The 15,005-nt window shown below is 69.3% G+C and carries 14 protein-coding genes and 1 pseudogene; 9 read left to right on the top strand and 6 right to left on the bottom strand.

Annotated features, from left to right (window positions below):
- The first annotated feature begins 149 nt into the window (after positions 1–149).
- Positions 150–644 (top strand): DUF5994 family protein, encoded by a 495-nt coding sequence (locus tag OG514_RS11935; protein ID WP_266893704.1) that lies wholly within the window; start codon positions 150–152, stop codon positions 642–644.
- Between the two features lie 9 nt (positions 645–653).
- Here the strand turns inward: OG514_RS11935 and OG514_RS11930 are convergent, their stop codons facing one another.
- Positions 654–1,853, bottom strand: coding sequence for a PP2C family protein-serine/threonine phosphatase (locus tag OG514_RS11930; RefSeq protein ID WP_266893702.1), 1,200 nt, complete (start codon positions 1,851–1,853; stop codon positions 654–656).
- Between the two features lie 391 nt (positions 1,854–2,244).
- Positions 2,245–2,496 (bottom strand): hypothetical protein, encoded by a 252-nt coding sequence (locus tag OG514_RS11925; protein ID WP_266893701.1) that lies wholly within the window; start codon positions 2,494–2,496, stop codon positions 2,245–2,247.
- A 205-nt stretch (positions 2,497–2,701) separates the two neighbouring features.
- Here OG514_RS11925 and OG514_RS11920 point away from each other — a divergent pair, with 205 nt between their 5' ends.
- Positions 2,702–3,976 carry a M23 family metallopeptidase gene (locus tag OG514_RS11920; RefSeq protein WP_266893699.1) on the top strand — a complete coding sequence of 425 codons (1,275 nt, stop codon included), beginning with the start codon at positions 2,702–2,704 and terminating at the stop codon, positions 3,974–3,976.
- 260 nt (positions 3,977–4,236) lie between these two features.
- On the opposite strand, the gene OG514_RS11915 is transcribed toward OG514_RS11920, so the two are convergent.
- The gene (locus OG514_RS11915) at positions 4,237–5,001 is read right to left on the bottom strand and encodes an alpha/beta fold hydrolase (RefSeq protein ID WP_266893697.1); all 765 of its coding nucleotides are present in this window, start codon (positions 4,999–5,001) and stop codon (positions 4,237–4,239) included.
- Positions 4,998–6,122 (bottom strand): questin oxidase family protein, encoded by a 1,125-nt coding sequence (locus OG514_RS11910; protein WP_266893695.1) that lies wholly within the window; start codon positions 6,120–6,122, stop codon positions 4,998–5,000. Before OG514_RS11910 ends, OG514_RS11915 begins: the two co-directional genes overlap by 4 nt.
- Before the next feature lie 58 nt (positions 6,123–6,180).
- Between OG514_RS11910 and OG514_RS11905 the strand changes: the two genes are divergently transcribed.
- The 5 genes from OG514_RS11905 (at position 6,181) to OG514_RS11885 (ending at position 11,941) form a co-directional block, all read left to right on the top strand.
- The gene (locus OG514_RS11905; protein ID WP_266893693.1) at positions 6,181–6,672 is read left to right on the top strand and encodes a MarR family winged helix-turn-helix transcriptional regulator; all 492 of its coding nucleotides are present in this window, start codon (positions 6,181–6,183) and stop codon (positions 6,670–6,672) included.
- 677 nt (positions 6,673–7,349) lie between these two features.
- The gene (locus OG514_RS11900) at positions 7,350–8,204 is read left to right on the top strand and encodes a helix-turn-helix transcriptional regulator (protein WP_266893691.1); all 855 of its coding nucleotides are present in this window, start codon (positions 7,350–7,352) and stop codon (positions 8,202–8,204) included.
- A 459-nt stretch (positions 8,205–8,663) separates the two neighbouring features.
- A complete protein-coding gene (locus tag OG514_RS11895) occupies positions 8,664–9,914 on the top strand; it encodes an ice-binding family protein (RefSeq protein WP_266893689.1) in 1,251 nt (416 codons plus the stop codon).
- 298 nt (positions 9,915–10,212) lie between these two features.
- Positions 10,213–10,770 carry a DUF5819 family protein gene (locus tag OG514_RS11890; protein ID WP_323181525.1) on the top strand — a complete coding sequence of 186 codons (558 nt, stop codon included), beginning with the start codon at positions 10,213–10,215 and terminating at the stop codon, positions 10,768–10,770.
- A complete protein-coding gene (locus tag OG514_RS11885; RefSeq protein WP_266893685.1) occupies positions 10,760–11,941 on the top strand; it encodes an HTTM domain-containing protein in 1,182 nt (393 codons plus the stop codon). The genes OG514_RS11890 and OG514_RS11885 overlap by 11 nt, the downstream gene beginning before the upstream one ends.
- Before the next feature lie 375 nt (positions 11,942–12,316).
- On the opposite strand, the gene OG514_RS11880 is transcribed toward OG514_RS11885, so the two are convergent.
- Entirely contained in the window at positions 12,317–12,982 is a 666-nt protein-coding gene (locus OG514_RS11880) for a M15 family metallopeptidase (RefSeq protein WP_266900825.1), read from the bottom strand.
- 27 nt (positions 12,983–13,009) lie between these two features.
- Positions 13,010–13,543, bottom strand: a pseudogene (locus tag OG514_RS11875) (GNAT family N-acetyltransferase); the annotation flags it as partial.
- 203 nt (positions 13,544–13,746) lie between these two features.
- On the opposite strand from OG514_RS11875, the gene OG514_RS11870 reads away from it, so the two are divergent.
- The gene (locus OG514_RS11870) at positions 13,747–14,280 is read left to right on the top strand and encodes a GNAT family N-acetyltransferase (RefSeq protein ID WP_266893684.1); all 534 of its coding nucleotides are present in this window, start codon (positions 13,747–13,749) and stop codon (positions 14,278–14,280) included.
- 35 nt (positions 14,281–14,315) lie between these two features.
- Entirely contained in the window at positions 14,316–14,999 is a 684-nt protein-coding gene (locus tag OG514_RS11865) for a maleylpyruvate isomerase N-terminal domain-containing protein (protein ID WP_266893683.1), read from the top strand.
- Positions 15,000–15,005: the final 6 nt, after the last annotated feature.

Genomic DNA, 15,005 nt, shown 5'->3' with positions numbered 1-15,005 from the left:
AGCCGTTCTGACCAGGTGATTTCCTGCCGGGCACGCCGTCCGGGCGACGGCCGCGGGCCTGACGGCAGGCCCGCGGAGTATCGTGTGACCACGGCGGTATCTCGTCGGCCATCATGTGTCGGCGGCCCCGCGCAGGCAGGCGGACCACCATGGCCGAATCAGACATGCCCACCCCTCCCCAGCTCCTTCCGGACGAGATCCACCGAGCGGTGCATCCCGGCACGGCCCTGCTCCGGCTGCGGACGACCCACTCCCGCGAAGGCGTCCTCGACGGCGCCTGGTGGCCCCGCTCCCGCGACGTCGGGACCGAGCTGCCCGCCCTGGTCCGGGCGCTCACCACACACCTCGGCCCCATCACGCGCGTCGGCCTGGACACGGACGCCTGGGAGGAGGTCCCGACCCGTGTGGTCGTCGACGACCGGGTCGTACGCCTCGACTCCTTCCCCGTCGGCGACGACACCGTCCTCATCACCCGTGGCGACAATGACCACTTCGCCCTCCTGGTGGTGCCCCCCGACACGACACCCGACGCCGCACGTGACGCCATGGCCCGTGCGGTCGACGCCGACAACCTCACCCAGGCCGCCGAGATCCTCGTCGCCACACCCACCGAACCAGCGACACACCGCCCGGAGCCGGCATGATCCGGAACGTCACCCGCGCCACTCGACCAGGACCAGCGTGGCGTCGTCCGAAGTGGCGTTGCCCCGCGCCCGTTTGAGGGTGTGGGAGAGGTCACGTACCACCGCGCGGACCTCTCGGTCCGCCCGCTCCAGTCGGTTCACCCAGCCGATCAGCTGGTCCTCGCCGAACTCCTCCTGTCCGCTCTCGTGTTCCTCGATCAGCCCGTCGGTGAAGCAGAGAACGCGATCCCCCGGTTCGAGCATCACCCTGCTGACCTGCGGCTGCGCTCCCCCGAACCCGACCGGCAGGGTCGTGGGGCTGTCCAGGCGGCCCACGACGCGGTGCCCGCGGATCAGCATGGGGGCGGGGTGGCCGGCGTTGACCCACTGGAGTCGGCCCGTGTTCGTGTCCAGCCGCATCATCTGCGCGGTCACGAAGTGGTCGGGTGCGAACTGCTCGGCCACGGCGCGGTCCATGAAGAGGTAGATCTCGGACAGCTCGATGCTGATCCGGCGGGCGTGCCGGTACGCGCCGATGGTCACGGTGGCCATCGTGGCCGCGTCCAGACCGTGGCCCATGGCGTCGATCACGGCGAGGTGGAAGGTGTCCCCGTTCAGGGCGTAGTCGAAGCTGTCGCCCGCCACGTCGTAAGCGGGCTCCAGAACGCCGGCGACGGTGACGCGCGGCGTCACCATCGTCAGCGGCGGCAGCAGCGACCACTGAATCTCGGCGGCGACGCTCATCGGTTCGCTGCGACGGGTGCGGAAGAAGAGGTCGGTGTGGCCGTTCTTGGTCTGCATCATGTCGGCGATCAGACCGGCGATCCTGCGCAGCAGGCGGCGGTCGTCGTCACCGACGGCGTCCAGGGTGACGGCCAGGACACCCGCTTGGTCGCCCCCGTCCAGCAAGGGCAGCAGGACCCGTACGCCGTCGGGCAGTACGAGTTCGACCGGGCGCGAGGTGAGGAAACACCGGCCGGCCTCCGAGCCGTCGATGGCCTGCGGTTCCCCGCCCTCCAGCCCTTCGCCCGGCAGGGGGACCAGCCTCTCCTGCCCGTAGTCCTGGAGCAGGATCTGCGGATCCCGTCCCCCCAGCCGCGCCACCGTGTCGGCGAGCACCGGCCCGACCCGATGCGGTGGCAGCTCATGGGCCCGGTCCAGGAGCCCGCCCAGCAGCCCCTCCCCGAAGCTCTCCGAGCGATCAGGATCCCCGGCCGGTCGGACTGTCATCCCGCTCCCTCCCACAGGGCGACGGACGGGCTGCGCAGCGCCTGGCCGTACCGGGGCTGACGCAGGCCGGTGGCAGCCGGTGCCCGGCAGGCGCGGGGGCCGGGCCCGTTGGCGGCGGTCTCGCCATCAGGATGCTCCTCGGCGACAGGGCACGCCACACGACGACGAAGGCCCTGGTCTCTGACCAGGGCCTTCGTTTCAAGAGCGGATGACGGGAATCGAACCCGCGCCACAAGCTTGGGAATCACCGTCGCCCAGCCTGATCGCCTAGCTTCTGACCTGGGGAAACAGTCCCGGCTGTGGCCTCCTGGGCGGGTGTGGCGGCACCCATGTCGACGACTGTTCACCGCTCCGAAGGGCACGGATGGGGCCACGCGTCGGCGAAAGGCGTTCAGGGTGTCTGCCCGGCCCCGGAGTGGTCGATGACGTTGCCGTTGGAGCAGTTGTTCTTGTGGTTTCCGGTCCAGTCGCTGAGGGCGGGCACGACGGCCAGCTCCTGGATGCAGACGTCGGCGGCGGTGAAGTTCCAGTTGTTGGCGGCGTTGACGCCGCTGCCGAAGTCGGAGTCGTTGTCGGCGTGGGCGGGGGCTGCGAGGGCGACGCCGGCGAGGACCAGCGCGGTGACAGAAACGATCTTCTTCATGGCCTGGGAACGATCTACCGGAATCGGCGATACGCCCGTTCACTCGCGGCTCGGTGGTCGATGCGGCTGGACGGGTGTAGTTCGGCACCTGACTCCGGCGCCATCCGGCCGGAGCGGGGCGTCGCCGGATTACATGGGCCTGCGCCTCGGCGCGGGGCGTGCCGGTGCCCTTCACGGCCCCGGACCCGACGACTGGAAGAGCACCATGGCAGAGCGCGACTCTCGCAACCGCACCGGCCGCAGCCCGCTACGTCGCGGGCTCGCCACCGCCGTGCTCGCGGCCGGCATGCTGGTGGCCTCAGTGGGACCCGGATACGGGACCGGCGCGGCCACGCCGGCGCCCGGCCCGCAGTTCACGCCGTTGACGGCGGCAGTGATGACCGAACCGACGCCGTTCAACGCCACGGACGGCAAGACGCACCTCTCGTACGAACTGCTCACCACGAACGCACTGCCCAGCAGCACGCAGGTGCGGCTCGACCGTGTCGAGGTCCGGGACGCCCGCACGCACCGGGTAGTGGGCTCGCTGAGCGGCCAGGCGCTGGCCGATGCCGCCAATCCGGTGGGCGACCCCCTGCCGGGTGCGGACGGGTACACCCCGGCGCCCCCGGGGCCGACGCCGACCGTCATCCCGGGCTCCCAGGAGTGGGTCATCTGGCTCGATCTGGCCCTCGACCGCGGTCAGCGGGTGCCCAAGGTCCTCGAACACCACCTCTCGGGCGCCGTCCTCACCGCCTCCGGTGCCTCCCCGTTCGAGGAGACGGTCCAGATCACCCCGACCGGCCGCGCCGCGCCGCTGAACCTGAAGGCGCCGGTCCGCCCCGGCACCTGGTACTCCAGCGAGTCGTGCTGCGGCAACACCCACCACCGGCGCGGCCTCGGCCCGATCAACGGTCGCTTCTACGTACCGCAGCGCTTCGCGATCGACTGGTACCGGGTCGGCGACCAAGGGCAGACCTGGGAGGGCGACCCCACACAGCTCTCCAGCTACCTGAGCTACCGTCAGCCGGTAGTGGCCTCGGCCGGCGGCCGAGTGGTGGAGGTCCAGGACGGACTCCCGGACCAATCGCCGCCCGTCACACCGCCCGTCCCGCCCATCGAGGACACCGTCGGCAACCACGTCACCCTGGAGGTCGCGCCGGGCCGCTATCTGCTCTACGCCCACCTGAAGCCCGGCTCGCTCAAGGTCCGGGAAGGCGACCACGTCGAACCCGGCCAGGTCCTCGGGCTGATCGGCAACAGCGGCAACTCGACCACGCCGCACCTGCACTTCCAGGTGATGACCACAGCCGAGTTCTTCCCGACCGACAGCCCGCCGTTCACCTTCCGGCACTTCCGCGTCGTCGGACAGGTCGAACCCCGGATCTGGGACGACAACTTGGGCCTGCAGCCGACCGGCGTCCTGCCGATCACACCCTCGCCGTACGAGGGCCCTCACCGCGCGCGGTATCCCCTCGACCGCGAGGTGCTGGAGTTCTGACCGGATTCCGGTCGGGCCGACTGTCGGCGTGGCCGGCGGGCTCGATCGGATGGTGCAGGCGGCGCGCGACGTCTGGATACGTCTGGACAACGACGAAGGCCCAGGTCTCTGACCTGGGCCTTCGCGCGAGAGCGGATGACGGGAATCGAACCCGCGCCACAAGCTTGGGAATCACTCGGCACTTGAGGGTCCGAGTAGCCACTGACCTGGGAAACGTCTCCCGGTGGCCCCGTGGGAGCGGCCCCTGAGCAACCCTGACCTTATGGCTGATCGTTTTGCAGGAAGGCCAGTGCGTGGGCGGAGAACCGCTTGTCGGTGAAGGTTCCGCCATGGCTGCGGTCCTGGTAGACGACGAGCCGGGAGTCCGGAATGCCCTGGACGGTCTGGCGGGCCAGGTCGAGGGGGTAGACGATGTCCTTCTCGCCCTGGAGAAGCAGCGTGGGCGCCTTGATCTCGTGCAATCGACTGCGCAGGTCGAAGCCGTCCTCGGCGCCCAGCATGGTGGCGGCGTCGAGGTGTTCGCGGCTGCCGTCCATGAGCCAGAGCAGGCCCTTGAGCGCCGTCCGGCCGATCGTCGAACCAGTGAGCATCTCGGCCAGTGCAGGGCTCGGCCGTTTGCCTTGTCGTGCGCGCTCGATGTAGCGGCGCTGGGCGCGCCTGCCGACCGGGCCGAGGGTGCAGGCCGTACCGCCCAGGACGAGGCGGTCGACCAGCTCGGGATGGTCTGCGGCGAGCTGGAGGGCGAGCGACCCACCGGTGGACAGGCCCAGCACGTTCACCGGCCCGCTGAAGGTCTGTCGGATCGCGTCGGCGTGCACGGCGGCGAGCTGGGTCATCGTCGTCGTCGGCGGCAGGCCGGGCGGGCGTATGAGGAGGTGAGTGGTGAACCGCCTGGAGAAGGGGCGCAGCATCCGCAGGGTGAGTCGACGGTTCGCGCCCGTGGGGACGGCCGCTTCCGGGGTGAAGAGCAGGACGATCAACGGTGGTCCTTCGCCGGCCGACAGGCAGGGCAGTCCATGCATCATGAGGCGGCTCCCTTGACCCCGCCGCCGGCGTCGAGGCGGGTGATGCGCCGCTGCGCGGCGAAGGCGGCGGCCGGATAGCGCGGGTCGGGCCGAAGAGCGTATTCGCGCAGGCACGCTTCGGTGAACTTGATGACGTGCTCGTCGCCGTGCTCGACGGCGCGGGCACCCAGGTCGTCCAGTGGGGGCAGATCCGGTACCTCCGACTCCCAGGCCGCCGTGCCCTCGTCGCGCCGGTCCGAGGTGAAGGCGAACAGGAACGCCGACTGCACCTGCCAGAGCCGGGCCAGCGTCGGCTCGTGCAGCTCGTGCGGCAGATGCGGGAGTACGAGGCGGACGGCGGCGGGGGCCGTGACGCCGTGGATCAGCGGGACGGGGTACACCTCGGGGTGGCCGAGGTAGACATCGGCGAACTGGGCCGTCATCTCGCTCAGCAGCCGGGGTGCCTGCTGCGGGGACAGCGCCTCCAGGGACTCGCCGTAGCCGGGGAGTTCGGCGAGCGTGTCCAGGCGGTGGAGGGCGGTACCCGGCCCCATCGGACCGTCGAGCGGTACGCGGGGCAGCGTGGCGACCGCGTCGGGCAGTTCGTGAGGGCCGTGCAGTCGAGGGCGGCCGGGTAGTTCGCTGTAGCGGGCCGCCCAGTAGGCCAGGCCGCGGGCCAGTTCCTTCAGCTGGAGCACTGTGCCTCCGTCGCCGGTCGCGTACAGGCCGCGTACGGCGTGCGCCGTACGGATGACCCCGTGCGTCAGGCCCGCGAACAGCCCTGGAAGGAGGCGGGGCCACCAGCGTACGAGCACCTCGCGCCAGTGCGCCTCCGCCAGTTCGCGGGTGAAGAGCTGCTCCCAGTCCCCGGCCCTCCGGAAGGTACCGAGGGCGGGGCGCCACGAGGACTCGTCCGCGGGGTCCAGGGCGAAGCGGGCGGCGGGAGGCTCGTGGTGTTCCATCGCCTTCCGGTAGCGCCCCACCCACTGGGCGACTTCGTCCCCTTGCCCGAGCAGGGCGAGTGCCTCGGCGCCCATCGGGCCGTGGTTGGCGAGATCCACCCCCTGTCCTCGCTCGTATCCCAGGTCGTCCATGCGTTCCAGGGCGTCGTTGAGTGCATCGCTGTAGCTGATCGACGGCATCTAAAGACCCTTCGGATTACCCAATAGTTTGGAAACCAGAACCATATACACTTGTAGCATGCCGCAGAGCGAGAGCGCCGGGAAGGCGTCACGGAAGCCGACCCCGGATGATCTTGAAGTCGCCGGTCTCGTGCCGTTGTTGGAGCCGTTCTTCCGGGGTTCGGTCGTGCGGGATCTGATGCCGGAGCCTTTGCGGGGCGTCATGGAGGCGCATGGCCTGACGCCGCGCCATGGCGCCGTACTGCCCCAGTTGCTGGCCGGACGGCCGCTGGCCGTCAGTGAGATCGCCCGACGGCTTCAGGTGTCGTTGTCCACCGCCAGTGAACTGGTCGGAGCCCTGAGCCGGGCCGGCATCGTGGAGCGGGCCGAGGATCCGACGAACCGCCGCCGCGTCCTGGTGTCCTTGGCCGCGGAATACCGCCTGCCGCTCGAAGCCTTCATCGTTCGACGGACCGAGCCGCTGCTACGCGCGCTGGAGGGGCTGTCGCCGGACGAGAAGGCGGGATTCCTGACAGGGCTCACGGCCTGGGTCGGCGAAGTGCAGAGGTGAGCGCGTTGCGCGCGCTTCCGCGGGCGAGCGCCGGACGCCGAAGCCGACCCTGAGGGGTCTAGGTGACACGAAAGCCCCAGGTCGCTGACCTGGGGCTTTCGCAGAAGAGCGGATGACGGGAATCGAACCCGCGCTATAAGCTTGGGAATCATCGGAGCCGGCACAGATCGCAAGGTGCCTGACCTGCGAAAACGCCCCTTCTCGCGGCTCCTTTCGGTGATCCGGCGATACCCGTGTTGACCGCTGTTCACCGTTCCGAAGGGCACGGATGGGGCACGATGCCACGGGGCCTCCGCTGCAGAGCCGAGGTGCCCTCATGGCGCTGATCATCGTCGGCTCGAAGCTCGGCGGTGCGCTGTAACTCCTCTCCACCGGCGTACTGGTGCTCATCGCCGCCGTTCTCCACCTCGGCGTGAACTCCGTGACACCCCGCCGCTTCGCCCACTGAGCCACCCACCGATCCCGGCCGCCGTTCCTTCCCCGCGGCCCGGCTTGCGCGCCGTAGGGCGCCGTGGGCCACGCGGAGCGCTGGTTCGTACGGGCGGCGCCGGGCAGATTGAATCATCACAATTCTTTGCCGACGCACGACACCGGCGGCACGGCGCGTGATCAACAACCGGTGCTCCATGCCAATCTGCTCGGGCACGTAGTGGCTTGGAGCCGGAGGTACACCGCCCATGGCGGCGAACAACAACCCGACCGTCACAGGACGACGACTGGGGGCGGAGCTGCGCCGGCTCCGTGAGGACCGCGGTATGACCGGCACGCAGGTCGCGGCGGAACTGCTGATCTCCCAGGCCAAGGTCAGTCACATGGAGACGGGTCGCCGTGCGGTCAGCCCCCGCGACGTACGCGATCTCTGCGTGCTCTACGGCGTCACTGACCAGCATCTCGTCGACCACCTGACAGCACTGGCCAGGGAGTCGAGCCGTCAGGGCTGGTGGCACTCCTACGGCGACATCCCTCACAGCGTCTATCTCGACCTGGAGGCGGTCGCCGCGTCCATCCGAGCCTACGAGTCCATGGTGGTCCCCGGCCTGCTGCAGACCCCCGCCTACGCCGCCGCGGTCATTGAGGAAACGATCCCCCTCGTCACGGTCGACCAGGCCGCCGCGCGACTGAAGGTGCGACTCCGCCGTCAGTACCGGATCTATGACCTCGCCCGCCGGTTGCATCTGTGGGTCGTCCTGGACGAATCGGCCCTGCGGCGTGTCGTCGGCAGCCGGGAGATCATGCGCGAGCAACTGGAGCACCTGCACGCGCTCAGCACCGAGCCGCACATCACCGTCGAGGTACTCCCGCACAGCACAGGCGCTCACCCGGGGCTGACGGGACAGTTCTCCATCCTGGAGTTCTCCCACACCCGTGAGGCGGTGGTGTATCTGGAGAGGTTCACCGGCGGCCTCTGCCTGGCGAAGGCGTCCGACGTACAGCAGTACAGCGTGACGCACGCCCGGCTGCGGGCGCTGGCCCTCGCCCCGGAGCAGAGCCGGCACTTCATCACCGACGCCATCAAGCTCTACGCGTCCTGAACCCCGAGGGTGACGCGCCGGGCTGCGACGATGCCCCGGAACCGCTGCTCCTCCACCCGCGGCCGGCACCGGGAAGAGCCCGCCGCTGATGCCGCGCCTCCTTGAGCTTTTCGCCCCGGGCGCGCCACGCCCACGCCGCAGCGGTCCTGAATCGACCCAGTCGGCGTACATCCGCGTTCGCATCGGGGTCGGTTTCAGGACAGGTGTGCGGTGCCGCTTCGTGTGAACTGATCGAATTTCACTCATCCGGCGATGTTCTGAATCGTCGGCGGCACGGGATTGCATATTTTCATCACGCACCGCGGCGTTGAATCTTTTTGTATTCATCCCCCCTCCTCGGTTTCGCCCGGTACGGGTGCGCGAATTTTCATGCGTAATATGCGGCCACAGCTAGAAGGCGCCCCGGGTGATCCGTAGGCCCGGCGTGTGCCATGGCCCCCCACAGAAAATGGCCTCTTGATGAAGCTGCACATCCCTCGAACGACTCAGCGCCGCATTCTGTCCGGCGGGCTGGCCTCGGCCCTCGCCACAGCAGTTGCCGCCGCCATGGTCGCCGTCACGTCGACGCAGGCACTTGCCATCGCGACGCCCGTTCCTCTGGGCACGACCGCCAGCTACTCCGTCCTGGCAGGGCAAGGAGTCACCAACACCGGCAACTCGGTGCTCGATCACGACCTCGGGACGCACCCGAACGGGGCCATCACCGGATTCCCGCCCGGACGCGTGCTCGGCGCGGTGCACCCCGCGGACGATCAGGCCCGCCAGGCCAAGATCGATCTGATCGTGGCGTACAACAACGCGGCCGGCCAATTGACGGGCCAGGCCCCGGACTTCCCGCTCGCGGCAGGAATCGGCGGGGGCCAGGAGCTGCTTCCTGGCGTCCACAGGGCCACGTCCGGTGTCGGGCTCACCGGCGATCTGATCCTGAATGCCGGAGGAAACCCCAACGCGGTCTGGGTGTTCCAGATCCCTGAAGCCCTGACGACGGCGTCCAGCAGTCGGATCCTCCTCACGAACGGCGCTTCGCCGTGCAACGTGTACTGGCAGATCGGGAGCTCGGCGACCCTCGGCACCACCTCCACCTTCGTGGGCACCATCATGGCTCTGACCTCGATCTTCGTGAACCAGGGCGCGAGCGTCGAGGGCCGGGCGCTGGCCCGCAACGGCGAGGTGACGCTCAACAACAACAGGATCTTCCTCGGCGGGTGCGCCACCGGCGGTACGACGACCGGCGCGACGGCGGGGACGACGACCGGTACGACGACCGGCGCGACGACGGGGACGACGACCGGGGCGACGACGGGTACGACTCTGGGTCTGATCGGCGGCACCCTCATCGGCGGGCCCAGCGTCAACCTGGTGGGCGGCGGCACCTCGGGGAACATCGCCGGCAACACCTCCGGGAACACCGTGGGCAACACCGCCGGGAACACCACTGGCGGTAACACGTCGGGCAACAGCGCTGGGAACACGACCGGCGGCTCCATCACCGGCGGGAACGTCGCCGGCGGGAACGGCGGCAAGCCGGACCACGGTCGGCCGGACCACGGCGGCAAGCCCGAGCACGGTGGGCCGGAGCACGGGCACGACGAGGGGCCCGGCAAGCCGGACCACGGCGACCACGGCGACCAGGGCGACTACGGCGACCACGGTGAGCAGGCTGACGGGCACTACGGCTACGCCGACAAGCCCGCGGTCCACGAGGGCTGAGCAGCAGGCCGCATAAGACCGTTCATCAGATGACGGCGCGCGGCGGAATCCTCAGCGGTTCCGTCGTGCGCCGCCGGTGAGAGACGCAGAGACTCAGGCGCGAGCAGCGCATACGCGAAGGACAGGGTGGGCGGTGTCGAGCGGAATCGAAACAGCGGCCGTGCAGGAACTTCAGCAGTCCGGTTCCGATCCGGCCCCCCTGCCACCAGAACACGACAGGGCGACCCCGCCGGACAGACGGCACATGAGGGTCCTCGCACTGAGAGCGGGGCTGCGCACGGCCCTGGCCCTGTGTCTGGTGACCACGCTGGTCCATGTCGTCATGGTGTTCCTTCACGTAGCCCCCTCCAACACCGTATCGAAGCGGTACAGCCCACAGGTCAACGGATGGATGTACCCCCTTTTCGAGCAGAATTGGCGACTTTTCGCACCGGACCCCGATTCCTTCAACCGGAAGGTCCTGGCGAGAACTGCACAAACGGCCTCCGACGGATCGGTACGAGTGAGCCCCTGGTTCGACCTGGCCGCCGTGGACAATGCCGCAGTCGACCACAACGCATTTCCAAGCCACACGGCTCAGAACCTTTTGCGACGCGCCTGGAGCTCCTATGTCGAGACGCACGGAGGAAGCGACACGGCACGCTCGGAACGGGCGGTGATGATGCAGCAGTACCTGCGCAATATCGCCGCGGACCGCTTCGCCGCCCGCCACGGTGTCGACTCGTTCGACTTCGTTCAGCTTCGGGTCGTCACGACGCCCATCGCCGCTCCCGGCACCGCCGCCGGCAACCGCCCGCCGGTACCCACCGAGAACCGGCTCCTGCCCTGGTGGAAGGTGACCCCCCATGGGAATTGAGCAGCCCTCCCGGCCCTCCTCTGCGGCAGCCGCACCACAACGCCCCCAGAGTCCGGGGACTTCGCTCGTCGGTGTCGCCCGTCAGTGGCTCCTCGGCCAGGTCAGCGCTCTGTGGGCCCTCCTCACCGGCCGCCCGGTGTCCTTGTATGCCGCCTCGGTGCTGCGCATCGGCTACGGGCTGCTCTACCTGGTCTTCCTGCTCCGCGAGTTCCCGCACCGTGGAGAGATCTGGGGACCCGAGTCCCCTTGGACGCCTGCGCTGGCGGAACAGCTCTTCGAGCAGACGGGCTGGAACAGCGTCCTGATCCTGTCCGACAGCCCCGCCTATTTCGAGTTCTGCTACGCGATGGCCGTCGTCACGTCCGTACTGTTCATCCTGGGCTGGCGGACCCGCGTCATGTCCGTCCTCTTCGCCGTCGTGGTGATCTCGTTCCACGCGAGGTCGATCTTCATGACGGACGGGGGCGACAACCTGGTCCTGCTGATGGCCATGTACCTCGTCCTGACCGCGTGTGGTCGGCGCTGGTCCCTGGACGCACGCCGCGACCGGCTCAAGTCGGCTCGTGCGGGCGACGTGCCGGAGCCGGTGCGGGGCTTGTACGCGCAGGAACTCCGCCACGCCCGCGTCACCTTGACCACCGTGGTGCACAACTGCGGCGTCTTCGTCATCGCCGCACAGGTCTGCTTCCTCTACGGATCGGCGGGCCTGTACAAGGTCCAGGGTTCCACCTGGGGCGGCGGCACCGCTCTGCACTACGCGCTGAACCTCGAACTGTTCCAGCCCTGGCCCGCGCTCTCCCACCTCGTGGACGATTTCCCGATGGTGATCGCGATCACCGGCTACGTCACGGTGCTCGTCCAGGTCGCCTTCCCGTTCGTACTCTTCGGCCGGCTCAAGTATCCCGTTCTTGCCGTGCTGCTCGGGATGCACATCGGCATCGCCGTACTCATGGGGCTGCCGCTCTTCTCCGGCGCGATGATCATCGCGGACGCCGTGTTCCTGCCCGACCGCTTCTACACCTTCCTGCCCCGACTGTGGCGCCGTGCGGCACGGCGCATCGGTATGCGGCAGGCGGCACCCGGCCGGGCGGCGGGATCGGGATCCGTGCCCGCACAGGGAAGACCCGAGCTACCCGCCCCGCAGGACCAGGTCGTTCCGAGTGGAGGGTAAATGCGGTTCAGTCCCCGGCCGAGCCGCCCCAGGGTCTGCCGCGGTTGCGCGTCAGGCTCCAGCCAGAGGCGCGGAGTCCCCAAGAGGTCTAGACAACGACGAAGCCCCAGGTCGCTGACCTGGGGCTTCGTAAGAAGAGCGGATGACGGGAATCGAACCCGCGCCATAAGCTTGGGAATCACCGCCGCTCAAGCCCTCGGTATGGTGTCTGACCTGCAAGTATGGCCTGTGGCCAAGGGTGCTGCCACGCCCCCTGAGAGCCGTTGTCGACTGCTCTTCACCGCCTTGATGGGCACGGATGGGGCACGTCGTCGAAAGAGGGAGGGCCTCCCGCCGCCGGTGCGCTGAATGGGCCAGGGCGGTAGAGCTGGTCGGTCAGCTGCGCCGCGAGTCGAGATCCTTCGGGCCGTAGAGAGCTACGGCTTCTCCTGTGATCAAGGCCCAGTAGCGGTCCCCGAAGGACCAGTGCCACCACTCTGTGGGGTAGTTCACCAGCCCTGCGGCCGTGAGTACGGTGCCCAGCAGCTTCCGGTTGGCGCGGGCCTCCTCGGTGATGTTCGGGGCGTGGGTGTAGCAGGCGCCGGCGCTCTCCTCCGGGTCCGCGTTCATGCGTGTGCCCAGGTCCAGCTCGTGCCCGTCGGCATCGGCGAGGGTGAGGTCGACGGCCGCGCCGGCGCTGTGCGGGGCGATGTCGGGGGGTGACACGTACCTGCTCGCCGCCGAGTGGATCTGATCGGCAGACCATTCGGGATGGGCGGCTCGTAGCTCACCGGCGTACTCCTCGAAGTACTCCCGCTGGAGGGAAGGGGGCCGGAAGCCCTCGACGAACAGCAGCCGCAAGCCCGCCGGAAGCATCGTCTGGGCTGTGACCAGCCGCTCCAGCACGCCTTCCCGTAGGTGGGCGAAGGCGTCCGCCGGGTCCTGCTTGCGTGTGTCGACGAGCAGGCGGCCGTCGTGGCGGACGTCCACAAGACGTTCGCCGGACTCGACCACGGGAATGGCGGCGACCTTCGGATCCGACATCAGGACGATCTCGCTCATGGTGCCGCCCTTCATCCGGTCCGGAGTGGCCGAAGAGCGCACGCCGAACCACTGCTCGGCGCCGTACTCCTCGAATCTCTCGACCTCGATGAAGCCCAGCTTCGCCGCGAGGCGCATCGCGCGGTCGTTGGCGCTCTGGGTGGAGAGCACCACGGGTTCGCCGGGACACGTGGCGGTGAACCAGTCGAGTGCTGCCGCGCACGCCTCGACGGCGTAACCGCGTCCCCACGCCTCTGGCAGGAACAGGTAACCGAGCTCGGTCTCACCGGCCTCGGGGCGGATGTGCCCCCGGCGCTCGGGGGCGCGTGGATCGAGCGTGATCATGCCGATCATCGCTCCGTCGCGTTCGACCACGAAGCAGCCGGGGCGCCGGCCGGGGATCTCGGGCACCGCGCGCTCCAGTTCGGCGCGCGGCCGGGCGCCGCCTGTGTAGGTGCCCACCTCCGGCGAGGCGAACAGCTCGACGACCGCCGCACGGTCCCGGGCCTCGGACTCGCGGAGCACGAGCCGGTCGGTCGGTATCGGGGCGGGCGGCCAGGCGGAGGTTCCGGGTTCGATCATGGCGGGGAACCTATCGCACGCCCCGTGAGGGCGATCGGCAAGGAAGTCTCGGCTCCTGCCCGGCGATCTCTTTCCGGCGGTCTGCAACCGGGACCGCATCGGCGCGCGTGTCGATGATCTGAGAAGCGCGAAGCGAGAAGTAGTTGTCCGTATGGCCGTTGCAGGGTTCGAGCCGTTCGGCCGAGAGGATCTGGAGCCGTTCCATGCCGGATGAGATCACCCTTCGTCCTGTCGCCACCGACGATCTCGACCTGTACGAGAAGGAGTTCAGCGGACCGGAGGGCTGGGGCGTTCATCAGTGGTTCGGTTTCCAGTCGACGGCCGACCTGCGCCGTCGCTTCGCGGACAACGGTCTGCTCGGTCCTGACGGCGGGCTGCTCTCCGTAGCCGAGGGCGACCGGACGGTGGGTCGGGTCAAGTGGTTCCCCGGCACCTGGGGGCCGGCCGACATGACCAACTGGAGCCTGGCCATCGGCCTGGTGCCCTCCGCCCGCGGCCGGGGCATAGGCACCCGGGCCCAGCAGCTGCTGGTGGAGTACCTGTTCGACCACACGAGGGCGGACCGGATCCAGGCGTGGACGGACCGAGACAACGTCGCTGAGCGGCGCGCCCTGGAGAAGGCGGGCTTCGTCGAGGAGGGCGTGCTGCGCTCCGCGGTCTGGCGCGGCGGGCAGTGGAACGACCTGGTGATCTACTCGGTGCTTCGCGTGGAGCGGAACGGCGGGACGGCGAAGTGAGCACGGGACGGCGAACGCACGGGGAGCGGCGCGGAGTGGACCACCACCAGGTACTCGAAGCCTTCCGGCTGGAATGCGGCGCCCTCACCGATGCCGTGGCCGGACTGTCCGGGGCTGAGTGGAGCCTCCCGACGCGCTGCACTCCCTGGTCCGTACGCGACCTGCTCGGGCACGTGTGCGTGGTGATCGACTGGCTTCCGGCGATGCTGGACGCGCCGGCACCCGGCGAGGCGGAGATCTCCGCGGTGGAGTACTACCGCCCTGACGACCGCTTCTCAGCGCAGACCAACGGCAAGCGGATCGCCTTGGCCCAGGACCGTGCGGCGCGGCCGGCGGACGGCGCCGCCTTCGCCGAGGACTTCGCCGCGACGTGGCGGCGAGCCGACCGGCTGTGCCGGGCCCAGCCGGATGGTCGAACCGTGCGGACACGCCACGGCGATGCCATGCTCCTGTCGGAGTTCCTCCTTACGCGCGTCGTGGAGGTCGCCGTCCATGGACTCGACCTGGCCGACGCACTCGGACGTGAAGCCTGGCTCACCCCGGCGGCCGGTGATGCCGTGACGGAGCTGCTCCTCGGCGCGGAGCACACCACGGCAGCCGATGAGCTTGAGTGGAGCCGTCCCCACTTCCTGCGCAAGGCCACAGGCCGGGAGCCGCTGCATGAAGCGGAGACCGTGCAGGTCGAGCAGCTCGGCATCCGCTGGCTCGCCCTGGGCTGACTTCCG

This window comes from Streptomyces sp. NBC_00572 (assembly GCF_026341815.1).
Lineage (GTDB): Bacteria > Actinomycetota > Actinomycetes > Streptomycetales > Streptomycetaceae > Streptomyces.
This window is presented reverse-complemented; position numbering and strand designations above follow the sequence as displayed.